Annotated in this window: 22 protein-coding genes; 9 read left to right on the plus strand and 13 right to left on the minus strand. The window is 41.1% G+C overall.

The annotated features are described in order from the left end of the window. Positions 1-712: 712 nt before the first annotated feature. The 3 genes from nadB to V7K41_RS16735 all read right to left on the minus strand — a co-directional run bounded on the left by nadB (position 713) and on the right by V7K41_RS16735 (position 4,370). Positions 713-2,389 (minus strand): L-aspartate oxidase, encoded by a 1,677-nt coding sequence (gene nadB, locus V7K41_RS16725; RefSeq protein WP_334849850.1) that lies wholly within the window; start codon positions 2,387-2,389, stop codon positions 713-715. 206 nt (positions 2,390-2,595) lie between these two features. After that, positions 2,596-3,024, minus strand: coding sequence for a photosystem II complex extrinsic protein PsbU (psbU, locus tag V7K41_RS16730; RefSeq protein WP_334849853.1), 429 nt, complete (start codon positions 3,022-3,024; stop codon positions 2,596-2,598). Between the two features lie 566 nt (positions 3,025-3,590). Then, complete coding sequence (locus V7K41_RS16735) at positions 3,591-4,370, minus strand: DUF3120 domain-containing protein (RefSeq protein ID WP_334849855.1); 780 nt, start codon at positions 4,368-4,370, stop codon at positions 3,591-3,593. Between the two features lie 454 nt (positions 4,371-4,824). Here V7K41_RS16735 and V7K41_RS16740 point away from each other — a divergent pair, with 454 nt between their 5' ends. From V7K41_RS16740 to V7K41_RS16775, 8 genes are all read left to right on the plus strand, one after another. Beyond that, positions 4,825-5,649 carry an undecaprenyl-diphosphate phosphatase gene (locus tag V7K41_RS16740; RefSeq protein ID WP_334849857.1) on the plus strand — a complete coding sequence of 275 codons (825 nt, stop codon included), beginning with the start codon at positions 4,825-4,827 and terminating at the stop codon, positions 5,647-5,649. 224 nt (positions 5,650-5,873) lie between these two features. Further along, a complete protein-coding gene (locus V7K41_RS16745; RefSeq protein WP_334849858.1) occupies positions 5,874-7,199 on the plus strand; it encodes a TIGR03279 family radical SAM protein in 1,326 nt (441 codons plus the stop codon). A 1,123-nt stretch (positions 7,200-8,322) separates the two neighbouring features. Then, entirely contained in the window at positions 8,323-11,127 is a 2,805-nt protein-coding gene (locus tag V7K41_RS16750) for a family 10 glycosylhydrolase (RefSeq protein ID WP_334849860.1), read from the plus strand. A gap of 625 nt (positions 11,128-11,752) precedes the next feature. Beyond that, positions 11,753-11,968, plus strand: a complete 216-nt coding sequence (locus tag V7K41_RS16755; protein WP_334849862.1) for a hypothetical protein — start codon at positions 11,753-11,755, stop codon at positions 11,966-11,968. After that, positions 11,898-12,605: a hypothetical protein gene (locus V7K41_RS16760; RefSeq protein WP_334849864.1), complete on the plus strand. Its 708-nt coding sequence runs from the start codon at positions 11,898-11,900 to the stop codon at positions 12,603-12,605. The genes V7K41_RS16755 and V7K41_RS16760 overlap by 71 nt, the downstream gene beginning before the upstream one ends. Before the next feature lie 94 nt (positions 12,606-12,699). Then, complete coding sequence (locus tag V7K41_RS16765) at positions 12,700-13,896, plus strand: EAL domain-containing response regulator (protein ID WP_334849866.1); 1,197 nt, start codon at positions 12,700-12,702, stop codon at positions 13,894-13,896. Positions 13,897-14,101: 205 nt separating this feature from the next. After that, entirely contained in the window at positions 14,102-15,445 is a 1,344-nt protein-coding gene (locus V7K41_RS16770; RefSeq protein WP_334849867.1) for a PQQ-dependent sugar dehydrogenase, read from the plus strand. 175 nt (positions 15,446-15,620) lie between these two features. Then, entirely contained in the window at positions 15,621-16,028 is a 408-nt protein-coding gene (locus V7K41_RS16775; protein WP_334849869.1) for a phosphomannose isomerase type II C-terminal cupin domain, read from the plus strand. Between the two features lie 55 nt (positions 16,029-16,083). On the opposite strand, the gene V7K41_RS16780 is transcribed toward V7K41_RS16775, so the two are convergent. From V7K41_RS16780 to V7K41_RS16820, 9 genes are all read right to left on the minus strand, one after another. Then, positions 16,084-16,842 carry a HEAT repeat domain-containing protein gene (locus V7K41_RS16780; protein ID WP_334849871.1) on the minus strand — a complete coding sequence of 253 codons (759 nt, stop codon included), beginning with the start codon at positions 16,840-16,842 and terminating at the stop codon, positions 16,084-16,086. A 174-nt stretch (positions 16,843-17,016) separates the two neighbouring features. Next, on the minus strand, positions 17,017-17,526 hold the full coding sequence (locus V7K41_RS16785; RefSeq protein ID WP_334849873.1) for a GNAT family N-acetyltransferase: 510 nt from the start codon (positions 17,524-17,526) through the stop codon (positions 17,017-17,019). A gap of 21 nt (positions 17,527-17,547) precedes the next feature. Continuing rightward, positions 17,548-17,733: a hypothetical protein gene (locus V7K41_RS16790; protein WP_334849874.1), complete on the minus strand. Its 186-nt coding sequence runs from the start codon at positions 17,731-17,733 to the stop codon at positions 17,548-17,550. Positions 17,734-17,899: 166 nt separating this feature from the next. Beyond that, entirely contained in the window at positions 17,900-18,322 is a 423-nt protein-coding gene (locus V7K41_RS16795) for an ABC transporter permease (RefSeq protein ID WP_334849876.1), read from the minus strand. Then, positions 18,307-19,608 carry an AmpG family muropeptide MFS transporter gene (locus V7K41_RS16800; protein WP_334849878.1) on the minus strand — a complete coding sequence of 434 codons (1,302 nt, stop codon included), beginning with the start codon at positions 19,606-19,608 and terminating at the stop codon, positions 18,307-18,309. The genes V7K41_RS16795 and V7K41_RS16800 overlap by 16 nt, the downstream gene beginning before the upstream one ends. Positions 19,609-19,751: 143 nt before the next feature. Beyond that, positions 19,752-21,209, minus strand: coding sequence for a DNA phosphorothioation-associated putative methyltransferase (locus tag V7K41_RS16805; protein WP_334849880.1), 1,458 nt, complete (start codon positions 21,207-21,209; stop codon positions 19,752-19,754). Positions 21,210-21,260: 51 nt separating this feature from the next. Next, on the minus strand, positions 21,261-21,647 hold the full coding sequence (dndE, locus tag V7K41_RS16810; protein WP_334849983.1) for a DNA sulfur modification protein DndE: 387 nt from the start codon (positions 21,645-21,647) through the stop codon (positions 21,261-21,263). A gap of 41 nt (positions 21,648-21,688) precedes the next feature. After that, the gene (gene dndD / locus V7K41_RS16815) at positions 21,689-23,674 is read right to left on the minus strand and encodes a DNA sulfur modification protein DndD (protein ID WP_334849882.1); all 1,986 of its coding nucleotides are present in this window, start codon (positions 23,672-23,674) and stop codon (positions 21,689-21,691) included. Positions 23,675-23,785: 111 nt separating this feature from the next. Continuing rightward, on the minus strand, positions 23,786-24,040 hold the full coding sequence (locus tag V7K41_RS16820; RefSeq protein ID WP_334849884.1) for a hypothetical protein: 255 nt from the start codon (positions 24,038-24,040) through the stop codon (positions 23,786-23,788). 121 nt (positions 24,041-24,161) lie between these two features. Between V7K41_RS16820 and V7K41_RS16825 the strand changes: the two genes are divergently transcribed. After that, a complete protein-coding gene (locus tag V7K41_RS16825; RefSeq protein ID WP_334849886.1) occupies positions 24,162-24,407 on the plus strand; it encodes a helix-turn-helix domain-containing protein in 246 nt (81 codons plus the stop codon). On the opposite strand, the gene dndC is transcribed toward V7K41_RS16825, so the two are convergent. After that, positions 24,404-26,059 (minus strand): DNA phosphorothioation system sulfurtransferase DndC, encoded by a 1,656-nt coding sequence (gene dndC / locus V7K41_RS16830; RefSeq protein WP_334849888.1) that lies wholly within the window; start codon positions 26,057-26,059, stop codon positions 24,404-24,406. The two genes, V7K41_RS16825 and dndC, sit on opposite strands and share 4 nt — an antisense overlap. Positions 26,060-26,294: the final 235 nt, after the last annotated feature.

Raw genomic sequence — 26,294 nt, forward strand, 5'->3', positions numbered from 1 at the left:
AGTAAACATAGTGTTTATACTTAAAAAAATTAAGATATTATTAATAAATAATGAAGTAAGCAAAATGCTTGCAGTAAGTAATTAACATATCTAACCTGAGACTGATGTAAAAAGCGCTCATTCAGGATACCACTTAAGTATAAAGACTATTTCATATCGGCAAACTAAGGTTAATCGACAAGCGAATACACAATGATTTGTACACTACCAGCAAGAATTTCATAAATTTAAAATATTTTTTTCAAGAATCACAGTAAATATACGGCAGCAACTAAAAAACACACTTTAAAATAAAAAATTAGTAAATTTACTGAAAGACATGAAGACTAACTTCCGAATCACAAAGTTTATAATATTCTGCATAGGTACTTACATACTGATACCAAAAATTGCTGCTTGCGCAGGTATATTCACTACTGCAAGTGCTAATTCTTTTGGCCCTACTAGCAGTAACACCATAATCGCCCGCAAGGTCAATTCTCAAAATTTAAAAGACATATACATTCCACCAAATTATGGTGGTCCCGACAGTCATAATGGTAGCGGCACCCGCTGATGGCAATTTTAAATTTTAGATTTTAGATTGTGGTAGAGCAGCGCAATTAGTTAGGTATCGTCTTGTCTTGGACACCACATCTTTGTATTTAGTGGCTTATTGCAAGATGTTATGCTTAGGATTGCGAAAACCGTCAGGCTCTTTAAAATAGTTTATTTAAGACAATAATCGAGATTTCCACCAATGATTTGTTTGTATAAGTGTGTGGACTTGCCAATTTGAGTCTGGTTGAGGATAATCTAAACGGAAGTGTCCGCCTCGGCTTTCGGTTCTAAAAGCAGCACTTTTGAGAATTAAATCAGCTACATCTAATAAATTGCGGGTTTCTGCCCAAAGTCCCAATTGCCGTTCAACATCTGGTAGGTCAAAACTAGCGGGTTCTACTGGACGTAAAGCAAGCAAGAATTGACTTAAAGGCAAGGCAGCGAAATCTTGCTGCCAAGATTCAATAGTAGCGATCGCAGTTTCCAGCTTTGATTGCTCTCGACAAATACCAGCACTTTCCCACACTAGACGCGGTAACTTCTCCCTAAGTGTTTCTAGCTGTGCTTGTTGGATGTGCCACTCACTAGCATCAGGATTAAATTTCCGTAATGGCAGCACTGGTATTTCTGAGGACAGCCCAATATTTTCTAACTTAATATTAGCCATCTGGGCCCCAAACACAATACATTCCAATAGGGAATTACTAGCAAGGCGATTTGCCCCATGCACACCGGTACTCGCGGTTTCACCCACTGCGTACAAACCGGGGATATTGGTGCGATTCATCAGATCCGCAACAATTCCACCCATCCAGTAATGGGCAGCTGGCGCTACAGGAATTGGTTCGTGGAAGACATCAACGCCCCAATGCTGACAAACTTTGATGATATTGGGAAAGCGGTGACGAATCTTGTCAGCAGGGATGGGGCGCATATCCAACCATACATGGGCAGTAGCCAAATCAAGGGCGGTACGTTGCAAATGACTGAAAATTGCTCTACTGACCACATCTCTCGGTGCAAGTTCGCCCGCAGGGTGGTAATCAAAGGCAAAACGCCGCCCTTCATTATCGATGAGATGTGCTCCCTCGCCGCGTACAGCTTCGCTGATCAAGAAGCGATCGGCACCAGGTTTAGTGAGGGCAGTGGGATGAAATTGGACAAATTCTAAATCGCGGAGGATAGCCCCAGCTCGAGCTGCGATCGCTACCCCATCACCTGTACTCACAGCCGGGTTAGTGGTTTGGGCAAATACCTGACCACCGCCACCGGTTGCTAGTACTACAGCACCAGCTCTTATCCAGGTGATTTTACCTTGATAAAACAGGCTAATTCCCTGACAGCAACCAGTTTCGGGTTCAATCCACAAACTCAAAGCCAAAGCTTGCTGAATAACTTGAATATTTTGGCGACGTAATACTTGGGCGGTAAGGGTAGTAGTAACTTCCCTCCCTGTAGTGTCCGCAGCGTGGAGAACACGGCGGCAAGAATGGGCGGCTTCCAAAGTTAAAGCTAAGGCTTGACCATGACGGTCAAAAGCAACCCCCAAGTTAACTAGGGATTGAATACAACTAGGGGCATGTTGGGCGAGAAATTCGACAGCAGTGCGATCGCATAAACCTGCACCCGCCTGGATTGTATCTTCAATGTGCAGTTTTGGAGAATCTTCTGGGGCGATCGCTGCGGCAATGCCACCTTGCGCCCAATCGCTGGCAGACAAAGCAACGGTTTCTTTGGTAATCAAACCGACTCGTAAGGATTCTGGCAGACACAGCGCTGTGTATAGTCCGGCGGCACCAGCGCCGACTACTAAGACATCAAATTGGCTAGGAATATCTATCTGAGACAAGGTAATGGGGGAGAAAGGGGAGCAGGGGAGCAGAGGGGCAAGGGAGCAGGGGAGTAGGGGAGAAGGGGAGCAGGAGGAGATTTTATTTTGTCCCCCTTGTCCCCCTTGTCCCCCTTGTCTCCTTCATCCCCCTCATCTCTAATAAAATACTCCCACTCCCTAGAATCAGGAGTGGGCTGCTATTTGCTACATTAACTGCAATTCAGTTATCTGTAGATACCGTTGTTAAAGCGATCGTCTCCTTCATTAAAGGCAGGCTCTAGTTCTGTAACGGTAAATTTTTCGAGGTTGGCTTGCAGGGTTTGTTTTTGGCGATCGCTCAATCCTGGAAGATCCAATATGTCCTCTACATTTTTGTAAGGAGCATTTGTGATAATTTTCTTAGCCAGGGTAGGATAAAGCCCTGGAAACTGTTGAAAAGCTCGAACGTTGGTATTATTCAAATCAATTTTTTTCCCAAATTCCGTTCCTAGCTTCTTATCTGCCCGATTCTGCCGCTCAATTGCCAGAACTGGGACTTGTGGAAAAGCAAAACTATTGAAACTAGCAGCTTGGGCTATCTGAGTTGTTCCCAACCATCCCCAGCAACTAAGTAACAAACTAAACACTGTTAATAAACGCGCCAATCCTTTCACGATTTTTCTACCTCTTTCCATCAAACAGAAATAAAAGTTTTAAGCTAACAGCAGTCATTAGTCATTAGTCATTAGTCATTAGTCATTCCCTGCGGGAAGCCGCTAATGCCTCTACGTGAGAGCACCAAGGACGAAGGACAAAGGACAAAGGACAAAAGCTGATAGCTTAGTCAACACAGCAGTCATCAGAAACTAATATACAGCGTATTAATATCCACAATATTTACGGTTACTGGGTTTGACTATACTTTTGCCAAAAATCTTTGTCGTGGAAAGAGTGCCTGCATAGCTGCAATAGCGTTGCATCCAGGATTCCGGTAGCATTCCTTGCTAGACGAAATCTTTTCAGGGTAGCTGATTCTACCTCTCACGCAGACACCAAACTGCACGATTTCTAAGATCGAAAACCTTACCAAAAAAGACTTGATGCTGATGGATTTTATGTAATATTTCTTAACTAATTGATTGTCTACAGCATCATTTTTGATGTGTCGTAGATTGGGCTGGGAAAAGTTTTGGTAAGAGAAGTTTACACGCTGATTGCAAGTTCCTATCTCTTGCCTCCTTCACGCTGCGATCGCAGCTAACAAAAATAGGCTGTCTACCAAAATTGTGCTTAAAACTGCGCCACCAAAGGCATACCAGTGTCTTTGATTTCGACCTAAAGCTGAAATTCCTACTGTTAATAGCACTACGGCGAGAATTATCGCCCAAGTTTGTCCCCAAGGTGCTTGTACTTGCATGAGAGCATCTTGTAAGATTTGCGGTACGACATCTGCATCTACTCTCATGATTTGCCGCCAGTAGGGCATCAAATCTACTATATAAAAATATACATCTGTTAAAACTGTACCAAGTAAAGAACCTAAATAAAACCAGCTGCCTACCTTGCCCCAATTCTTCGCCAGACACCAGCAAGCAAAAGGTAAACCGATAGACTCCACCGGCAGATGCCATACAGGTTCCCAACGTAGCCAGCCCCAGTAAATCGCTCCTGCTAACCAACTCCAGCTAAATCCCAAAAGCAAATCCCCCCAAACGTAAGTTGCAGGGCGCGACATCAAAGCAAAACTTAGCCACACCCAAAATGCTGTCAGCGCTAAACTCAGACTTGGTAGCGATCGCACTATTGGCGCTTCTACAAATACTGGCACTGATACCAAAAACACCGCCGCGGCAAACACTAACCAACTTTGTCGGGCAGAAATAGATAAGGGAAGAGAGGGAGAAAAAGAGAGTGTAGATTCCAATTGCCTGATACCCTTCAGCCCAGCATCAGCTAAATCCAACTCGGTATCAATAGAAGCGGTAGAAACGCTGTAAGAGGACAGTGTATTATTAATCAAAGTTTTTAATATTTGTTACTAAACTTTATCTTATTTAATATATCATATCACACTTTAAAATCCCCCCCTGGGGCATTGTAATTATACTGAAATTTTTAGGAGCCTTGGCGCAAACCAAACAAAACATTCTCTGCCAAAGGAATCCATTAAAGATTGCATTATGTACACAACTGCTATGTAGTTCCTTGTAAATAGGGGACTACAGACAAGTGAGAGGTAAAATTTAACAGTTAAAAGTGAACTGACATCAGTCCGCTAAATATTAAAGTTTGATGAATTGACAAAATTCCGTTGACTTATTGAGATGGGTGTAAGAACATAGTCAGCGTCTTCGATGATGTTATCGATCGGTAAAACTGAGTTTTCTACAAGATTGGGTGCAATAGAGAGTATATAAAACAACATCATCATCCTACAAATAATGTCTAAAACACGAAAAAGGTATTAACTGCAAATGGAGTTTATTCAAGCTTTTATTTTGGGTATTGTTCAAGGTATTACAGAGTTTTTGCCAATCAGCAGTACTGCACATCTTCTGATTTTTACCAAGCTATTTGGTTGGAAAGAACTAGGTTCTAAAGATTTTGTTGATGCAATTCAATTTGGCAGCGTTATTGCAATTTTGGGGTATTTTTGGTCGCTGATTTATAGTATTGCCAAAGGTGGAATCGAAGCATTAAAAGCCAAAGACTGGCAACGCGAAGAATGGAAGATTCTTGTCGGTATTGTCGTAGGAACAATGCCTGCTTTAATCTTCGGCTTTCTTTTGAAAGATATTTTACCTGAGAGTGCACTAATTATTGGCATTATGTCAATTATCATGGCACTTATACTAGCTTTGGCAGAAAAAATTGGCACTCGTAAGCGAGGTTTTGAGTCATTGCAGATTCGGGATGGTATTTTGGTTGGATTGGGACAAACACTTGCTTTGATTCCGGGCGTTTCTCGTTCTGGCTCGACGTTGACAACCGCCTTATTTTTAGGATTAGAACGCGCTACAGCAGCAAAATTCTCATTTTTGTTAGGGTTTCCAACTCTTACCATTGCGACGCTGTATAAAAGCTTGAAAATATTCAAGTTGTTTCAAGCTCACCAGTTGCCAGATAACATTGTTGCACTATTAATTGTAGGAATTATTTCAACCTTGATTTTTTCCTACCTATCAATTGCATTTTTGATCAAATACTTAGCAACCAAAAACACTTTGATTTTTGTATGGTATAGATTAGCATTTGGTAGTGCGATTTTACTAGCGATCGCAGCAGGTTGGAAAGGATAATAGTTATTAGTCATTTGTTATTAGTCATTTGTCCTTTGTCCAAAGCAAATGACTATAGCGATCGCTCGTTTGTATGCAATACAATCTAACCTCACTCCAAACCTCTCTCCTAAAAGGAGAGAGGCTTTGAATTTTACTCCCCAACGCGAGTAGGGAAGGGGCTGGGGTTAAGTCTGTATTAGACTCAACTAAGAAACGCTATAATGCCCAATGCCTCATTCCCCATGACTACTATTCATCCTGCCCGAATTACCAAGGTTCTTCCAGACTCAATAGCCGCAGAGATTGGTTTTGAAGCTGGGGATGCGATCGTTGCAATCAATGGTACACGCCCCCGCGACTTAATTGATTATCAGTTTTTGTGTGCTGATGAAGTCTTGGAATTAGAAGTTTTAGACGCAGCTGGTAAAACTCATAGTCTGGAAATCGAAAAAGATTACGACCAAGACTTGGGACTAGAATTTGAAACTGCCCTATTTGATGGCTTAATTCAGTGCAATAACCGCTGTCCATTTTGCTTTATCGACCAACAGCCACCAGGTAAGCGCACTAGCTTGTACTTTAAAGACGACGATTACCGTTTAAGCTTTTTGTATGGCTCTTATCTTACCTTGACCAATTTGCCAGAAAGAGAATGGCGGCGGATTGAACAAATGCGCTTATCTCCGTTGTATGTTTCTGTTCATGCCACGGAGCCGGAAGTTAGAATTAGACTGCTGAAAAATCCCCGTGCGGGACAAATCTTGCAACAACTCAAGTGGTTTCAAGAAAGACGGCTACAAATTCATGCTCAAGTGGTTGTTTGTCCTGGTATAAATGATGGCGAACACCTAGAGCAAACCCTAAAAGATTTAGCATCTTTTCATACTGGTGAAGTGCCTGCGGTGGCATCAGTGGCAGTTGTGCCAGTCGGATTGACAAGGTTTCGGCCTCCAGAAGACGAACTCACACCCGTAACTAGAGAAAAAGCGAAAGAAGTGATTTCTCAAGTACAAACACTTTCGCAACAATTTCGGCAAAAGTTTGACTCTAGTGTCGCTTGGTTAGCTGATGAGTGGTTTTTGATAGCAGGTGAGGAATTACCGAGCGAATCTGAATATGAAGAGTATCCCCAAATTGATAATGGTGTTGGTTCAATTCAGTTGTTTATCAAGCAATTTGCAACTGCTGCAACACAATTACTACCGCCAAAAGTTTATCCTCAGAGAAAATTAACTTGGGTAGTAGGTAACGCAGTAGAAAACGCCTTTCAACCTATCTTGAAACGGTTAAATTCTACTGAAGGTTTAAAAGTAAATATGCGTGCTTTATGCAGCGATTATTGGGGACAGAATATTACTGTCACAGGATTACTAACTGGTCATGATTTGCTGTTGAACTTACAAGGACAAGATTTGGGAGATGGAGTTTTACTACCAAATGTAATGCTAAAACATGGGGAATTGGTATTTTTAGATGATATGAGTATTGAAGAATTAGCCTGCAAATTGGAGACAAAAATCTTACCAGTAGGAGGAGTTGAAGATTTAATCAATACCTGTATTCTTTAAGCTTTTTTTGTTAGCTCTTTAGTTTATAGCAGTTGCCAAGTAAATGAAGTATATATCAAAATCTCTCCTCCAACGCCTATTCTTACCAAGGAGAGGGGTTGCGGGAGAGATTAAGCTGTAGATCGTTTTTATTAGAAAACACTAGAGATAATTTAACTGCGTTATGCAAGGTCTTTTTGCTTACTACTTTAACTTTACTTACTCCAAGTCTTTAAATCTAAACTCATTTTTTTCATCCAAGCATTTGGATATTAAATACAAAATTAATAAATTTTAATTTGTAAATTTATTACTTATTTTTCCGTTTAATTATGAATACTATAATTGCGAATGTTGAAATTCTTGTCTTTTACCTAGATAGAAAATGCTGGATAAACTTTGGAGAAATTATTGTTAGCTTAATTCTGGCGATCGCAGTTATTTGTTAGCTTCACATCTATCTATAAATGCTAATCTAAAAACTAGAATATCCCTGTCCAAAAAGGTGATTATCAAGAGTACTAATTAGACCTGTTGCACAAATAGAAAATTTGCCCTCATCCCCAATCACTTTTCCCAAAATTGGGAGAAGGGGAGTCCTCACCCTAAATCCCTCTCCCAAGCTTGAGAGAGGGACTTAGGGTGAGGGCTTTTAATTCATGCAATCCATTCTCTATTTAGTACAGTTCCAAGCAGCACTAGTATTACTTTTTTAACTCACAAAAACCATGAAAAACAGATAATTAAAAGAAAAGTGGCATTTTTTCTTTTAAGTTTAAGTGAAAACTTTCTGCAATTATGCAAACATCTATGCAAAATTTTCTCCAAAACTAGTCACCAATGAAATTAAATTTACAATGTAATAGCAAACAATTGATCTAGAATCGATTCTGGCAATTTGAGTATCCATCTTGGCATTTTTTACTGGTTTTGATAGGCTAGATTAATGAAGGTCATTCACTAAGTACTTTTACGAAAAGCTTATAGGAATCCTATTTGATTTTTGAAAAGCCAAATATTAGCTTTACTAATCCGGGTGAGAGTCTCAGTAAACTTACCAGGAATCAAACTAGAGTCCTATATTGTGTACTAACGAATTCTGACTAATAACTAAATTAATTAATAATAAAGTGAGGAGTCACTAGTGAAGCATCAGGAAAACCGAAAAGATATAAATTTAAAAATTAAAAAAGCTAGAAGATTATTTATTTTAAGTTGTGAAATTGTAGTTTTCAATTTTTTGAGTATTTTGCCAGTAACAGCGGCGACTGAAGAACCCGTATTGAGTGTAGTGTATGGCCAAGAAAATGCAAATCAATGGAGAGGGATAAGCGATCGCTTACAGACAATAGGGATGAAATATTGTGTAATTTCCCTAAGTGATGTCAAGAGTGGGGCAGATTGGGGCGATCGCCGCGTATTATTTTTACCAAACGTCGAGACATTAACACCAACTCAAGCGATCGCCCTAGAAGATTGGATGAGTAGGGGAGGGCGTTTGATTGCTAGTGGGCCTGTAGGTAGTTTGTCATCGCCAGGAGTACGGCAGTTATTGCGATCGCTCTTAGGAGGTTATTGGGGATTCAGCCTTAGTGACACAGAACAGATTCAAGCTGCAAAAACCAAGATCCCAGAATGGACAAATCAAACTGGACTCTTTGGTAAAGTGCGCGGGGGTGTTGTGATTCCTAACGATATGGGCACTGAATCTCCTGCTGTTTGGAATTCCAAAGATAATCCGGCCGCAGTAGTGACAACTGAGCGTTCTACCTTTTTAGGCTGGCGCTGGGGAACAGATACAGCCTCAGCAGCCGAGTTGGATAATGCCTGGTTAAAAACTACTATCAATCACTATTTGACAGCACTAGCGCCATCAAATCGCACCAAAAAAATAGCAGGAGGTTCCCAAAGCTGCTCTACGACTGTGGCGGCTGCACCCTTAGTGCAGGTGAGCAGAGAGTCAGGGGGGCAGAGGGGTAGTTCATCTCCCTTATCTCCCTCATTCACTCCTCCTAAAACTGCCACTGCTCCTATACCTAGACCGCTGCCTATAGTCAAACCCCCAAATTCTCAGGAGGCTATTGACCAATTAGAACAAGCAGTGCGTTTGGATGTTGCACCCAACTCCAATGAGCCGATTGATAAAAATCAAGCGATCGCTCTCCAGCAAGAGCTAGAAAATCTGATTGGTCGAGTGGAAAGCGCTCATTTAGCGGTGTTAGCTAATGCGGCTAATGTTGGTGACGCCATATCTGAGGAAAAGCAGTCTTCTAGGCATTTGAATACTTATACCCCTCAATCTCTCAAAGAGCAGCCAACACAATTGGCGTCAACCAAACTGGGGGCGCTAGCCATGAGTAACGAGCAAGCTTTGGCACAGGTAAGGGTAATTGCCAAAAACTTACCGCAATTGATTGCCCAAAAAAACTATGCTCTAGCTCGTCAGCAATGGCTGGTCGCTAAAACGACTTTATGGCAGCAGTTTCCTATCGATCGCAGACTGGCTCAACCAGAAATTCGGGCAGTTTGGTTAGATCGGGGGACAATTGTTCGTGCTGGTAGTAAAGCGGGACTAGCCCAGATTTTCGATCGCCTCGCCCAAGCCGGGATTAATACCGTCTTTTTTGAAACTGTTAACGCTGGCTATACAATTTATCCGAGCCAAGTCGCAAAAGAGCAAAACCCATTAATTCGTGGGTGGAACCCACTGGAAGAAGCGGTGAAACTAGCCCATGAGCGAGACATGGAATTACACGCTTGGGTTTGGACTTTTGCTGCTGGCAATCAACGTCATAATGAAATTCTCAACCTTAATCCTAATTATCCAGGACCAGTACTAGCGGCTCATCCCGATTGGGCAAACTACGATAACCTTGGCAACATGATTCCCGTTGGTCAGACTAAGCCATTCTTCGATCCAGCCAACCCCGAAGTGCGGCAGTACTTGCTCAAGCTGTATGAGGAAATTGTCACTAAATATAACGTGGATGGTCTACAGCTAGACTACATTCGCTACCCTTTCCAAGACCCATCAGCAGGTCGAACTTACGGCTATGGGAAAGCTGCAAGAGCGCAATTTCAGAAACTTACTGGTGTAGATCCAGTGAATATTTCTCCTAGCCAAGCAGACTTGTGGCAAAAATGGACAACATTTCGCACCGAGCAAGTTGATAGCTTTGTCGCCCAAGTATCACAGCAGTTGCGACAAAAGCAACCGAATTTGATTTTGTCGGTTGCAGTATTTCCTTTGCCAGAAATAGAGCGGATTCAGAAAATTCAACAAAATTGGGAAACTTGGGCAAGACGGGGAGATGTAGATTTAATTGTTCCCATGACTTATGCTCTGGATACTTCTCGGTTTCAACGACTGGCCCAACCCTGGATTGCCTCTAAACAATTAGGAGCTACCTTGTTGGTGCCGGGAATTCGCTTACTTTCTTTGCCAACAATCGGAGCATTCGATCAACTCCAGTTGGTAAGGGACTTGCCAGTTAGTGGTTATGCACTATTTGCCGCAGAGAATTTTAGCAACGATCTCCAAAAACTCTTTAGTAGCACCCAAGGTAGAATTCAATCTACAGCAAGTGAACCAATTCCTCACCGCCAGCCTTTTCAAACTGCCGCCATCCGTTACACCGCCCTACAACGGGAATGGAAATTTGTTTTCCAAAATGACCAACTACAGAGGTCTGCTGAGAAAATTTCAGATTTTAACAATCAGGCAGAAGTTTTACGCAGTGCTTTAAATCAGCTTGCGGCTTCCCCTTCTGCTAATAAGTTACTTGTGGCAAGAGCCTCTCTAACTCGGTTCCAGTCTCAATTTCGAGTATTGATGAGCCAAGAACTTAAGTCGAATTCCTATCAAGTCAAAGTTTGGGAAAATCGCCTCGTAACTATAGAAAGGCTATTACGTTATGGCGAACGGCGGGTGCAGTTGCATCCTTTGTGAAGAGGTAGAGGGGCGAGAAGCAGGGGGACAAAGGAAAATTAATTATTAAAGAATTTTCTTCCTTGTCCCCCTTGTTTCTTTCCAATACACAACTAGCTGGATATAAGCTAGTTTGTAATTCTTAACACACTTTTTGTAGTGTTTGTATCCCAAATATTACTACTTGTTTAGCGTCAAAATATTGGAAAATACTCGATAACCAGCTTTAGATAACTATTATTTGATGATAGCTATCGTTAAAACCTATGCAAGCCTTACCTCAGCTAATCTGGCTACAAAGCTTAGAGTTAAGAATTGACTGTTTGTCGCTAATGGTTGTGTTAAAAACATCACTATTAGATTAGATGCTATGTCTATAACTAGCTACGCTTACGCACTAATGTAGCATGGGGTAAAAGTATCTTGTTTTTTCATCTTCACAGGTAGTAAGGTACTTCACTAAGCATGATATGGTAATGCTTGTAGCTTCTGGAACTAGCTGTGAAAACAATACAGTTCGGTTAAGATCCCCCCGCCTACGGCGACCCCCTTAAAAAGGGGGTAAAAGAGGGTTGTAAGCCCCCCTTTTTAAGGGGGGTTGGGGGGATCTTCGAGGAATAAACACGTTAACCGAACCGTATTGGCTGTGAAAACAGCCAATATTTTTGAAGTTATGTATACCTTAGTCATGACATTCAACGTGTCAAAATTTTTGGAGACAGGCTCAGTGCTATCACGGCTGCGCCAGCAGCAATTAAAACTACTGTTAGTTGTAGATAATCAAGGTAATATTGTCGGTAATATTACTCCTGAAAATATCAAATATCAGTCAAGCACTAGCACGAGAAACAGAGAAAACTAGAGTTAATGCTAGTATTGGTTCCTTTGAGGTACAACATCAGATTCTCGCTGAGAGACAATTACTCAAGTCCCAATGGTTACTAGCACGCGCTATAGTACGTAAAGCTACGACAGGCAAATACACTCACTTCATTGAAATTTATGAGGAAGATTTGGACTTCTACCGTAAGTCTAATAGGGTCATGCAGACAAATACGCCCAAATATCACATAATCATGACTAAAATGTTCAATGATGTGTTGATTATCGGCCAATTAGAAGTAGAAAAATTAGAGTATGGATTAACATCTTTCAATTTGGTCGAATACAGCCGACAATCGCCAGAACAAATACAGATGAATCTGGGCTATCGACGTTTGATTTTTTTTACCAGTCAATATAAATTTGTAACCTGCTGTATCGATGAAAAACTTCTGGCACACATTTTGACTAAATTTTTCTCAGATGATAGCATTTTCAAGTTTAATTTACTTAGTCAAGATAGACAATCCCTATTTGAAATTCAAGATGGGCAAGTTTTTATTTGTCAAGAATATCTTTTATATATTTTTGAATCATTTTATCGCACTATAAATGGTGTTAGGATACTAGATACTGGATTAAAAATGGCAGTTTTACAAAAGTCTGTAGATATCTAAAAAGCTAAAATATTTATTATAAGTATCGTTATTTATGTAATAGATATTGCTGGATGATGCCGTTAAATAATACAATATAAATATGAGGTAATTTATGCAAAAAATATTAATAATAGAAGATGAGGAAGGAGTCAGGGAAAATATTTTAGATTTACTAGAAGCTGAGGATTTTCAAACTATTGCTGCGGCTAATGGCAGAATCGGAGTAAATTTGGCTATCTCCGAAGTTCCTGATTTAATTCTTTGTGATATGATGATGCCAGAAATTGACGGTTATGGCGTGCTAACAGCATTACGTCAAGATCCATCAACGGCAACAATTCCCTTCATCTTTCTCACTGCCAAATCTGCCAAATCTGACTTTCGTCAAGGTATGGATATGGGTGCAGATGACTATATAACTAAGCCATTCACTCGCGCTGAGTTATTAAGTGCCATCATGAACAGGTTGGAAAAATACGCGACTTTAAAAAGGTATTTATCTCCTCAGACTGTAATTAATAACTTGTCTCCAAAAATGCAGTTGTTAGAAATTAGCTTACACCGAGCTATAAAACAACATAAATTTCAAGAATTTGAAATTTATTATCAACCGATAGTTGATATCGCATCTGGACAAATAGTAGGTGCTGAAAGTCTACTGCGCTGGCAAAGTCCAGAGTTGGGGATGATTTACCCAACAGAATTTATTCCGTTGGCAGAGTCTACAGGTTTAATTGTTCCGATTGGTAAATGGGTATTAAAAAGGGTATGTCAACAAATTAAAAGCTGGCGTGATGCCGGAATTCGTTCCTTGATTGTTGCTGTAAATCTGTCAGTAATTGAATTTAATCAACCAGATTTTATTCATAATATAGTCAATTTTTTAGCTGTCAATGAGTTGGAACCAGATGATCTAGAACTAGAACTCACTGAAAGTATGATTATGCAAGATGTAAATAGTGCGATCGCTACTATGAGCAAATTGCAATCCTTGGGTATAAAAATTGCGATCGATGATTTTGGTACGGGTTATTCTTCCTTGATTTATCTGAAAAAGTTACCAATTAATACATTAAAAATAGACCGTTATTTTATCCATAATGTTGCTAACGATTCGCAAAAGTCAGCCATCGCTAAGGCATTAATTCAGATGGCTCATAATCTCAATCTAGATGTAGTGGCTGAAGGTGTAGAGACAGAAGCAGAACTAAGTTTTTTACGCCAACACAACTGTAATTCTATGCAAGGTTATCTATTTAGTCGTCCCTTATCAGCAGCAGAATTTGAAGACTTTTTGTTCACTAACTAAATGTTTGTATGTGTAAATATTAGTCATTTGTCATTTGTCATTTGTTATTGGTTATTAATTCTTTTCCCTCATTCCCTCATGTACCTCATCCCCAGTCCCCAGTACATTAGTAGATTGACTAATTAATAAAAATCAAACTTTTGACTGGCGACAATTATTAAGCCTCAAATCTAAAGTAGGAACATTGTGTATAGTGCCTATAACCATGAAACTCCCTGCGCGTTTCTTGCTGCCAGTTTTTTTGATGACTTTGGCAGCAGCCTGTAACCAGACTCGCGCTAACTCAGATAATCCTACACCTCAAAAATCTGTACCTTCTGCCCAACTGACACAGAATCCTACAGAGCCAAAAAATATTGTCCGTACTGAAGCAATTTCACCTACACCCATCCGAATCAATCTGAAGAATTTACCAGCACCCTTTGCAACAGAAAGCGCCTCCAAACAGCCTGAAGTTGTGCCTGTTCCCCAAAATCCGGTGCTGCGTGTACCACAAGGCTTCAAAGTGAACGTCTTTGCTGAAGGTTTAGATGCTCCACGTTGGCTAGCTTTAACCCCCAGTGGTGATGTCTTAGTGACTGAAACTGGGCAAAATCGCATTCGTCTGTTGCGTGACAGCAATGCTGATGGTGTAGCCGACGTTCGAGAAACCTTTGCTAGTAGGGACAATGGACTCAATCGACCCTTTGGGATGGCTTTTGCAGGTAATTCTTTTTTTCTGGGGAATACAGATGCTGTGCTGCGTTTTCCCTATACTCAAGGTCAAAATAAAATTACAGGTAAGGGAGAAAAAATCGCCGACTTGCCCGCTCAAGGTTATAACAATCATTGGACGCGCAATGTCGTTGTCTCACCCGATCGCAATAAATTATATATTTCAGTTGGATCGGGAACCAATGTAGATGAAGAACCCCTACCACGGGCTTCGATACAAGTGATGAATTTAGATGGTTCCCAACAACAAACTTTCGCTTCCGGCTTGCGTAATCCTGTTGGTTTAGACTTTCATCCTGTCACTAAGGAACTTTACGCCACTGTCAACGAACGGGATGGAATTGGTGATGATTTGGTGCCAGACTATCTGACACGCGTTAAACAGGGGGCATTTTATGGCTGGCCCTATGCTTATCTAACACCAAACAACCTCGATCCGCGCCAAAAGACAGATGACAAAAGTAAACGTCCCGACTTAGCAGCCCGGACTCAAACGCCTGATGTGCTGTTCCAGGCACACTCAGCAGCATTGGGCTTGCAGTTTTATGATGGTAAAACGTTTCCAAAAAAATACCGGAATGGTGCTTTTGCTGCTTTTCGTGGTTCTTGGAATCGCGATCGCGGCACTGGTTATAAAATTGTATTTGTTCCCTTCGATGCTAAAGGGCGATCGCTTGGCTACTACGAAGACTTTCTCACCGGATTTTTGCTAAATCCTTCTGTACCAACCACTTGGGGACGACCTGTAGGTTTACTGATGTTGCCAGATGGCAGTCTACTACTGACAGAAGAAGCCAATAATCGGATTTATCGGATTCAATATACGGGGGAGTGAACAATTCAAAATTAATAAATTCGGGGATAGAATCTGTTAGCTGCGGTCAAATTAGAGCAGTTGTCATTATTTATAGAAAGTTAAGATGTCATGACTGCATCTTTGTACTCAGGTTTATCTCGTTTAGGGTAAATTACTGTTAAATACTAATACTTATCTGGTTGAGAAATTGATTATGACTCCCAATGAAAATAATACTCAGTCAAATATCAACGAATTGTCTGCACATTCAGGTACACGATATTGGGGTGAGGTGGAGGTAATCGAAGAGGGAGAAACCTATAGAATTAGTCGTGTTGAAATCAAGCCCAGGCACGGCATTAAACCACAAATTCATTATCACCGCAATGAACATTGGGTTGTAGTTTCCGGTGTAGCAAAGGTGACTTGTGGCGATACAGAAATATTACTCAATCGAAACGAATCAACTTATGTCCCCTCAGCAACCTTACATAAAGTAGAAAATCCTGGACATATACCGCTAATTATTCTGGAAATTCAAAATGGTGAATATTTGGGTGAGGATGATACCGAGCGCCCTTATGAGTTAAATTTAGTCAAACTTGTAGCTGAAGGACAGTAAGGGCTGGGGGACAAGGGGACAAGGAAAATAACTATGCCCAATGCCCAATGTTTAATCAAAACCATCCTTCTTGTTCTAGGGTTTCAATTAGTTGCAAACCACGGGGATCGCCCACTCCTAATAGTGAGGCTTTGGCGTCTTCCCGGACTCCCAAATCTTGGTCTTCGGCAAAGGCTTGAATTAGGGCATCGATCGCTGTGGCATAAACTACATTAGAAGGCAGTTCGCGGCACAGTTGACCGATTGCCCAAGCACTGTTACTTCGCACTGCTGCCACGGGATCTTGGACTAAGGCTTCGATTAATGGTGGTATTGCCCCTATAACTGCTTCATAACCCACCTCTGCCATCTGTGCTAAGGCGCTAGCAGCCCATAAACGCACTGCGGAAATGTCGGTTCTTAAAGCGTCTGCTAAAGGTGCTAAAGAACGGCGATCGCGACAGTTTCCTAAAGCCCAAACTACACCTTTACGCACATAGCCATTCCAATCACTGTTTAGTTGAGCAATTAACGGACTCACTGCTTCTAAACTGGGATTGCGTCCGATGCCATAAGCTGCACTTACCCGCACTAAGGGACAGGTATCAGTTAACAGGCGAATCAGATGGGGGGTAGCACGGGCATCTTCTATATCACAAAAAGCACGTGCCGCTAACATTCTTTGCTGGGGCTGGGGATTTTCCAGCAAGGCTAGCATCACTTCTGGATCGGGCTTTGCCACAACTGATTCGGCAGTTAGCGGCTCTATTTTATCTAAGGGGCTTTCTAGCTCCTCCTCAGTATCGAGTAGGCTTAGATCGTCTTCGTCATACATAATTTGATTTCAATCCCGAAAAGGGATTAACACATAATCCCCCGCGCTAATAAGTTAAAGCTTTATATATATTAGTTGGGTTCTTATACATTTTCCTTTCTTCCTCGTTGAGTTTTATCCCAACGAGAACCTCTATAATTCAGACGCTACAGTATGTTCTCGCTATCATCGAGTTTATTTTTCTGCACTCAGGAATTTTACCATCCAGATGGATTGGGTTTGATAACCTAACTGATTGTAAAGATTCAATGCGGGTTTGTTGGATTGAAACACTTGCAGTCCAATCTGGCGATCGCCTCTTTGAATAGCCCAATTTTCCACGTATCGCATCAAGGCTGTACCAATACCCCGCCGCCGATGTTCTGGTACAACGTAGAGTATAAAGATGTGAGCATGACGGTTCCCATGTACTTGATCTATGGCATTGCCTACCCAGAGGCAAGCGATGGGGGGCAGAGGGGCAGAGGAGAAAGATTCTTTATTACTCCCTTGCTCCCCCTCCTCTTCTACCCACCACAAAGGCGTATCGCTAGAAAAGTATTGCTTAACTGTTTGCTCTAAATGGGAAAAATCTTCATTAGGAAATACATCCCCGTAAGTTCGCTGCATGAATTTAAGCAGCAGCGATCGCTCCAAAAGGGAGCCACGGCGAATAATATATCCAGGTAGTAGTTGTTCAGACACTTCTAACTTTTATTGATTTAGCTAGCTTGCGTTATGTGTTGCTGGTAAATCAGTTGAAGTAGGATGAGCAGTCACCTCCACCTCTTCAATTGGTGCGGGTGCTGCCATATCGGACGGTAAAAAGATCCGAGCACTGACTGCCACTAGGGCAAAGACAAATACTAATACTGCAAGCAGGGGGGCGATATATTGACGAAAAATAGCCATATTTTAATTACAAGAAGCTAGGAACTTTTATGAGAACCTAGCTGAAGATTTGTGAAGTATTCTTAATTTATTTTAGCAATTTTCTGTGCATGGGAATTGAGAATTGGGAATGGAGCCTTGGGTATGGGGAATTGGGCATTGTTATTCTCCTTGTCCCCCTACTCCCCTACTCCCGCTGGCGATCGCTCTCCAAGTCATCAAGTACTCTTTCACAATACCAATTCTCCGGCATCCCAGGATAAGTCTCTTTTGCCTGTGCAATTAACCGTTCAGCAGCAGCAGTGTCACCAGATAATTTAGCAATTAACCTGTTTTTGAGATAGCTATCAGATAAACCCTCCTCAACCTGGGTTGGTATCCCTTGATTGATGGTTGATGGAGTTGATGTCCGGGACTGCTCTCTTCGCAATTGCCAAAATAAAACGTAATAAAGCGTACCAAAAATTAAAATTAGGCTGAGTGTTCCGAAAAAAGTTAGGAGGTTAAATGCTAGAAATCCCAAAACTAACTGCGAGAGAACATACCCAAGTAATAAACCAGTGAGTAAGAGAATAAATGTGCCGACAGCAATAACTACTTGATTCCCCATATATCCTCGTCTTCATTCTCTAATCCTGGTCTGGATAATACTACCACTGGCTTTGGATTCCAAGGGGCAAAGAATGGCAATAATAGTAATCCCGGCAAAGCAGCTATTGCTGTCAGTAGAAAGAATGTAGACCAGCCGGTGGTTTGTGCCCACGTACCTGCTGGAGCCGTGAGAATATCTCTACTAAAAGCCTGCAAACTGGAAAGTAAGGCGTACTGTGTAGCTGAAAAGCTTTGGTTACAAAGACTCATCAAAAATGCGACAAAAGCAGCTGTTTCTAAACCGGCACAGAATTGTTCTATATTAACGGCAGCTAACATTAGATAGAAGTTTTTACCTACTACTGCTAACGCAAAGAAAGCCAAGTTACCGACGGCTTGCATGATGGCGAATATCCAGAGCGATCGATTAACACCAATTTTGGTCATTATTGCTCCTGCTGCCAAAGTACCAACAATAGTGGCGAAAATTCCCAATGCACCAGGAAATGCTATGTCAGTTAGAGTGAAATGTAAGCCTTTATCTAACAAAAATGGAGTGGATACATTCTTCAGTAAAGAATCCCCCAACTTGTAGATCACAATGAATATCAGGATTAAAAGTCCTTGTAGCCAGCCATAACGCTGGAAAAATTCAATGAAGGGTAATTTGACGGCGGCGGATAAAGTCTGAGGTGGGCGATCGCGTAGGACTGGTTCTGGTGCAAAAATAGAAGTTACCAGTCCTACGAGCATTAACAGGGACATCAATAAGTAAACAGCTTGCCAAGGCATCCTAGCTGCCAAAAATAAGGTAACGTAACCGGTTACTAGAATGGCAATGCGATAACCCAATAAATAAATAGATGCTCCAGCACCTCTTTCTTCTACTTCCACTACATCAGTGCGGTAAGCATCAACTAAAATGTCTTGGCTGGCGCTCAAAAAGGCAACGGTAACAGCAGCAATTATTAAAGGTTGTAACCCTTGGGATGGGTGTTGTAAAGCCATTGCAGCTATACTTAACAGTAATGCTACTTGTGTAATTACCAGCCAACCTCGACGCCGCCCCAAAAAAGGCGGTACAAATCTATCTAGTAAAGGCGACCAGAGAAATTTTAAAGAATAGGGCAGCTTGACTAAACTAAAAGCGGCGATCGCTGCCAAGCTGATTCCTTCTTTGGTCAACCATGCTTGTAATGTCTGACTGGTTAAATACAACGGCAATCCTGATGAAAAGCCAAGAAATAACAAAGCTTTCATCTTCGGGCTGCCAAAAATTCGTAGCAGCGAATTATTTACTTGCACAATCCTAAAGATTCCTTTTTATTTAGTTGAATTGCAGTTATCTTGCCATAACTACTGTCTAATTTCGTGTAAGCACACAAACTTGCTAAGATTTACTTTATTTAAGATACATATCAGCAATACTCTAACAGTGTGATTATTCCTTAATTTTCCTTAATTGAATAAACCTGATGTGCCCTGATTTCTACCCCGTGGGCAGCGAGGCATTTTTCCCAACCTTCACGAGTGCCGATGTCGCTTTTGTCCTTGAGCAGCCCTAATTCCTGTTCTTGTTGGGTGAGTTTAGCAAATTCTTCGTAGCGTGGGTAGTTGCTGGTAACAAATGTTTCTTTACGGTGTAAAATCGGCGGATTTGCCCTATTTTCGTAGTCTCGATGAGTTATGAAGAGGGTTTTTAAATCAATACCGATACTGGCTTTTAATGCGGGATGCGGATCAGTGTCGAATTCCGGGTAAGACAGATAGGATATTTGCGGCTTATCAGTGTGATATTTGATTAATGTGGCTTCATCGACACGCCCAATGGTACGGCTAGCGCAACCTTCACAAATTCGGAGTATGGGGTCAAGTGCAGCAAGTGCCGAAATATGTACGTACAGCGCACCGCGCGTATGTTTACCAATTTTGCTTTTTTCGCACGCAGCTTGAATCACCCCAGATTTACCTAAGCTGAAAAGTTTTTGGTCGGCTACTTGACAAGCTTCCTCGTAGCTACTAAAAAAGGCTTTGATATCGTGACGCATTTCTGGGGCTAGTTTCTGCCATGCAAGACGTTTATCAAAATGAGTCAGGGCGAGATAAACTTGGATATCCAGAGAACGACGGTAAGCGATCGCATCCCATTCTTCCTCGTCAGTGGCTTGCAAAACTACACCAAAGGCGCGGCGAAAGTTACCAAATTCGCTCAGTAATTCCTGTTCATTTTCTAATTCGCCTTTTACAGGTAGTCTACCGCGTTTGGTAAAAAAAGCCATTAATGGTTGCAGTTGTTCTTGATAGTCTTCAAACCGCTTAACGGGGATGCGGACTCGCGGTGTAGAAGTTGCAGAAAAGAAGCGGATAGCTTTGTAACTTTCTTTTTCAGCTTCATCTCGAAAAATAAAGTAGACACCTAAAGCGATCGGTACTGCATCGGCATTTAAGGCTTCATCAATATAAGTTTTGAGTTCTTCTTGTTCGTAATACTTCTGAAAAGTATTGCGGCGCGTCACAATGCCATCATTGTAAGCAAGTTGAGTTTTGCTGGGAGCGTTAATCAGGATTTGAGCAGCGACAATTAAAACTTTGCCGGTGAGTTCCCAAGCTTGGCGAAGGCTTTGACGGCGTTCTTCTGAGTCTTCAATGACGTTGAGGACATAGCCCAAGTTGACCACATCGGCGGGAGTGCGTAGGACATCAGGATGGTAGTAAGGGTCCCAGCCTGCACTGGTGTAGCCTAAGTTTTTTACTCGCTGGACATCACCACCATAACCGCAACCGTAGTCAAAAAAAGTGGTGTCTGAATTCAGGATTGCCCATTCTATTGCCAATCGCACGGGGCGAGATAAATCAGTACGAGCGATCGCAGCTCTATGACGCTCGATTTCTAGCGCTTCAGGCATAATATTAGTTGTCAGTTAACAGTGAACAGTTAACAGTCAACTAATATCCTTTCAATTTTTAACGGCCAGTTCAATTAAATCTTCAATTTTCTTGATATTTGGATCGCCTGCTAAGTAACCAATACCGCGATGTAAATGTAAGCGGAATTGGGTAGCGAGGGTTTCTTTATCGGTGGAATAACCGTCATTGTAACAGCGTTGCTTGAGGGCGAGGAGGAGAATATCGGACATTTCGCCGCCAAAGACGCGCCAAGTCATTTCGACGTTGCTATCTTGGGGAATAGGGACGGGGGAGGGTGCGGTTACTTCTGCGAGGGAACGACAAAACGCCCAACGGCATAGGATATTCCATTGGTCGATTTTAGTGCTGCGCTTAAGTTTGGTAAGTTGGTCTTTGGCTGTTTGGGAGAGACGAATACGTTCTATTGGTGATTCCATAATTTTGAAACTACGATCGCTCAATCTTTTTACAATATCTACTACCAAAAATATCCTGGTTGTATGGTTGTTTGGCGGGTGGAGGAGTCGTATTTGAGCAGGTATTCACGAGCGATCGCTTCGTTTTCTCGCAGTGTTTCGACTTCTTTCTTTCCAATCTCAGTGTCGGTAGATAGCAGAATTACTTGATGGCTAGCGGATGGAAAGTAACGTTCAACTAAGTTACTGCGGTGGGAAGAGTCTAGTCTACCTAGTGGCGTATCGATTGCTACTGGTAGGCGGTGTCCAGAGACTTTGGCTAAACCCCAGAGGAATGCGATCGCAAGTAATTGTTTTTCGCCAGCAGAGAGGCGATGTTTAGGGACTGGTTTACCATTTAAATCGTAAAGCAAAAGGCTGAAAGTTTTGGTATCAATGGTGATCCGATGCACTAAATCTGATTTATGCAGAAGATAAAGAAAGCAATTTTTAACTTCTTCCTCTAATTTATTGAGTTTTCGCAGAGTTAATTTCTCCCGAAAAATCTTCAGTGTTTCTTGAACTTTTCCTGCTGAGGTAATAATATGTTCGCTATTTTTATGTTTAATATTTTCTACAGTATAATCACTTAATTCTTTTTTAGACTTAGCAATAAGAGTTTCTAATTCAGCTAAACGGCGGCGGATTGTTTCGTAATTTGCTTTAGCTTCAACAACTTGATTTTGTGCGGTTTCTAGTGCTTGACGCAGCTTTGTATAATCTTCGGGTGCTGCTGCTGTTTGTACTTGTCTTTCTAGAGTATGAATTTCTTCTTCTTTATTTTTGAGAATAGCTAATTTCTCTTTTGCAGAAAGTTTAGAATTTTGTAAATGATATATGAGATTATCTAGCTGACTGAAAGTTTCATCATCAGCTAATAGCCAAGGTGCTTCTGTCTGGATAGCCTTTGCATATAAACTATCTACATCTTGGATTAAAAATAATTGGATTTTTTCAACTTCTATCGGAGAAATTTCTACTTGATTTAGCCAAGTCAATAAGCGCTGATCTCGCTCAAGTAACAAATCTTTGGAGATTTGTACCTGTTGATGGCGAAATTCTTTTTCTCCCTGTGCTTGCACCTGAGTAAGCAAATTGGAAATTAATGCTAGGGGTAAAACATCAGCCGCCAATTCACATATTAATTGACGTACTTGTTCTATTTCCGCAGTTTTTGTATACTGTTGTAGTTCTAGTTGATTGCGTTCTGCTGCAATCTTTCCACCTTCAGAAATAAATTTATCAAAGGCTTCTTGCTGCTTTTGTTCTAACTCTTCTACCTGATTTTTAAGAGTTTCTAATTTCTCTACTGTTGTTTGATAATCTTCTTGCTGTTGAGTTAACCTAGTTTCAATTTCCTCTAGATTTGCTAAATCTTTACTATTACCAACTTCTTTAAGTTTACGGTTAACTAAGATATCTAAATCAACTGCTAAACGGTCTGCTAACTCTAGCCCTAAAAGTCCGCGAATAGCTTCAATTACAATTAATGGTGGTGATTCCTGTTCTGCAAGGTTTCTTACTTGTTCACCATCAAAGAGAAATAAATTAGAAATTCCTAATGGCAGCAGATTTTCTATATAATCATCCCAGGTATTCACTAAAGAATCCACAGGCCAAGTATCATCATCGCCTAAAATTCCTAAAGAATCTTTACCATCTTTAGGATTTTTTTCCCAAGTTCTAACAATCCGATATTGTACTGGTTTATCATCTTCGATGTGTTCAAAAACTAATTCAATCCGGGTTTTCTCAGTAGGGTTAGCTTTACTATTAACACATTGGTTCAAAAAATCATTATAACTCAAATTACCACGGGTAGAACATTGAGCGCGATGACCATAAAGTGCAAGGCGTATAGCATCCATCAGCGTAGTTTTTCCCCCACCATTCATCCCACCTAACAAAATAATTGGACGCGGATTTTCATCTTTTCTTGGGTCAAGATTGATTACTTGTCTTCCAGAGTAAGGGCCAAAGTTTTGTAGTACAAGTTCAAGAAATATCATTGATATTTAAGAATAAATATATGGCGAATGGAATTCATCCGGTATTGTCCCGTTATTTTTGTAGGGTGTGCATTGCCCACCCTACCATATTTTTTACTAGTCGAATTACAGTCACATTGTCAGAATATGCCTAGTTAAAATACTCATCACTTCTCCAGGGTTGGGACTAGGTAATAAAGGACTCCATTCATTAACTTGAGCAAAACCCAGCTTGTAAAGGGTCAAAATTGTGTTGTTAACACCTGTTTTAGAACCATAAATTACTACTTTTACAGACTCTCTCGTTGGTGTTGTTTCTCGATATTCGTTGGCAAAAACAAGCGGCGAGATGGTTGGAAAGGTATTTACCAAAAAGCTTTTAGTCATTGGAACTCACATATTTTTCTAGAGATATTTATGTCCCGTATACGGGACATAAATATCTTACACCTTTTGTCGCTTATACGGGACATTTACTTGGTTAAAAGCCTTTGACACAATCAAAAGCATGGGAAAAGCAGGAAAAGCGTTGAAACAGGTATTAGAGACACATGGCATTAGCCAAAATAAGTTAGCAGTGACAATGGGAACTGGACGCTCAAATGTTAATCGCTGGGTAAATGAGATAATGGACCCTGTAGCGGAGGGGGTGCTAGAAATTCGGGATGCACTCAAGAAAATTAATCCAGCCGCAGCAGAAGAGTTTATCAGGCTGTACTTGGGAGATGCTGACAAAGATGAACAGCAAACTTAAAGCTTCGTCTCTCTATTTTTAAATTTTATATTTGCCCAAGTCTCAGCCTCATCAGCAAATTGTGTAGCATTGGTTACGTCAGCTTCTTGTGTCGTTACGTCAGCTTGTACATTCGTGACGACAAAATCTGCTAAAGTTAGCTGCTTAACCTTTTCAATATCACCTTGTTCAACTGCTGTTTTCAAATCCCGTTTCAAATGAGCATTTTTCACCGCTTCATCTTTAGAATGCGAACTAGTAGTAAAGCATTTTTCTAATCTGTCATAAATTCCCACGCGCCGCGACATTTTACGAAATTGGCGTTCTGTGTCCAAAAGGTTCGCCATCAGTTCTAGGTGCATCGCGTCACCTTCACAAATTTCTTCTAACACAGCCCATTCATCGCTACCTAATAAGCTAAGGTCAGCGCCAGGACGGGGATCTTGAAATTCTTCACCAGTCACTTCTTGATAAATTCGGGGTAAACTATCATCAAATTCGTGTCTTTCTTCTAGCCAAATGCGACGAATTTCGCTCATTTCTTCTAGAGTAATTAGGGTGATGTCGCGCATATTTTCTGGCGCTGTTTGACGAATTTGCTTTTCAACTGTAAGCAACTTTCTTAACCAATCCTCCCGAGCTTCTTTAATAAACGGGCCAGGAATAGGTTCAATAGATGTCCCATCTTCTAGGTTACGTTCATAAAGTTGGACACCACCATTTCTGCGTCGAAAATCTCTTTTATCACGGCTTTCTTCAGAATCCAATTCTTTACGTAAATCAAGTAAAGGTTGCATCCACTCTTTCTCTTCGTCATTTTGAATCATCGCCGCCAGCGATTTATCTTGACTAACCAGCGTGCAAACCCAGCAACCAAAACGAGAGCTACCACAACTAGGGGTAGATGTATCGACAACTAAAGGACATTCATTATCAGCAGAAGCACCTTGATACATGGTAAATAAATCTTTATTGCTGTATCCCCAAGGGTTTTCCCACTGCATGAGATAAATCCAGACTTCATCATTTTGCCAGTCTTCAATAGGGCTATAAACCAAAGAATTTGGCAAGTTCATATTAGGACTGAGGCGATCGCGGACTCGTTGAGCTTCCAATTTTTTCATTCGGCTAGCACGTTTTGTGCTTTCAGCTTTGCGAGTCCCCAAAACAACGATCGCTTCTCCACTCGCTCGAATCACATCACGAATAAAACGGTTAGAGGGATTAATTTTGAGGCGTTCTGTACACCAACGAAATTTTCCTCGCGGTGCTGGATAACCTTTACCAATCAAACCTACCCAAAATGTCTCTTTAAAATCTGGCTGTAGCAAATGGGGTGCAAATGGTAATCCTTGTGTTTGGGCTTGAGATTTCATCTGTTTTAGAGAATTGCGTACCCAAGCAGCAACGATAGGATTTTCTACCAGTGTGTCTGTGGTGATAACGTATATTGTTTTAGTTCGCTTTACGTCGGGGAGTGCTGCGATCGCATTCCAAATCAATTGTAGTACGCATGAACTATCTTTACCCCCTGAGTAACCCACAACCCAAGGTATCTCATCTAAACAATATAATTCCTGAATTTCAGTGCTGAGAGCTTGGATATCTTCCACTAAATCTGCTACAGTACGCGTTTCCTGACCTTTATTCTCTGGTTGTTGTGCTGTAGCCATTTCTCTTTTCCCTATCCGAACAAGCATTTTCTTTAATTCTTTTATATGGGCGACCAATAAATGCCCCTCCCACCAAAATTTACTGGCACACAAACAAAGTCCGCCTACGCGGACTTTTTTGAGATTTTACCTGTATTATATATAACCGCTATAACTGAAAGTTGCAGTTATTTGTTGTTTGACGATCAGCTTTTTAAAATAGCATTTTTTAATAATTTTTAAAAAGTAAACATTC

The sequence above is a fragment of the Nostoc sp. genome (assembly GCF_036917415.1).
Classification (GTDB): Bacteria; Cyanobacteriota; Cyanobacteriia; order Cyanobacteriales; family Nostocaceae; genus Nostoc.

Bases quoted from the DNA above. Each gene is read 5' to 3' on its own strand.
- V7K41_RS16740 (WP_334849857.1), top strand. From the start codon at position 4,825: ATGGAGTTTATTCAAGCTTTTATTTTGGGTATTGTTCAAGGTATTACA.
- V7K41_RS16745 (WP_334849858.1), top strand. From the start codon at position 5,874: ATGACTACTATTCATCCTGCCCGAATTACCAAGGTTCTTCCAGACTCA.
- V7K41_RS16765 (WP_334849866.1), top strand. From the start codon at position 12,700: ATGCAAAAAATATTAATAATAGAAGATGAGGAAGGAGTCAGGGAAAAT.
- V7K41_RS16770 (WP_334849867.1), top strand. From the start codon at position 14,102: ATGAAACTCCCTGCGCGTTTCTTGCTGCCAGTTTTTTTGATGACTTTG.
- V7K41_RS16775 (WP_334849869.1), top strand. From the start codon at position 15,621: ATGACTCCCAATGAAAATAATACTCAGTCAAATATCAACGAATTGTCT.
- V7K41_RS16780 (WP_334849871.1), bottom strand. From the start codon at position 16,842: ATGTATGACGAAGACGATCTAAGCCTACTCGATACTGAGGAGGAGCTA.
- V7K41_RS16790 (WP_334849874.1), bottom strand. From the start codon at position 17,733: ATGGCTATTTTTCGTCAATATATCGCCCCCCTGCTTGCAGTATTAGTA.
- V7K41_RS16795 (WP_334849876.1), bottom strand. From the start codon at position 18,322: ATGGGGAATCAAGTAGTTATTGCTGTCGGCACATTTATTCTCTTACTC.
- V7K41_RS16805 (WP_334849880.1), bottom strand. From the start codon at position 21,209: ATGCCTGAAGCGCTAGAAATCGAGCGTCATAGAGCTGCGATCGCTCGT.
- dndE (WP_334849983.1), bottom strand. From the start codon at position 21,647: ATGGAATCACCAATAGAACGTATTCGTCTCTCCCAAACAGCCAAAGAC.
- dndD (WP_334849882.1), bottom strand. From the start codon at position 23,674: ATGATATTTCTTGAACTTGTACTACAAAACTTTGGCCCTTACTCTGGA.
- V7K41_RS16820 (WP_334849884.1), bottom strand. From the start codon at position 24,040: ATGACTAAAAGCTTTTTGGTAAATACCTTTCCAACCATCTCGCCGCTT.
- V7K41_RS16825 (WP_334849886.1), top strand. From the start codon at position 24,162: ATGGGAAAAGCAGGAAAAGCGTTGAAACAGGTATTAGAGACACATGGC.
- dndC (WP_334849888.1), bottom strand. From the start codon at position 26,059: ATGGCTACAGCACAACAACCAGAGAATAAAGGTCAGGAAACGCGTACT.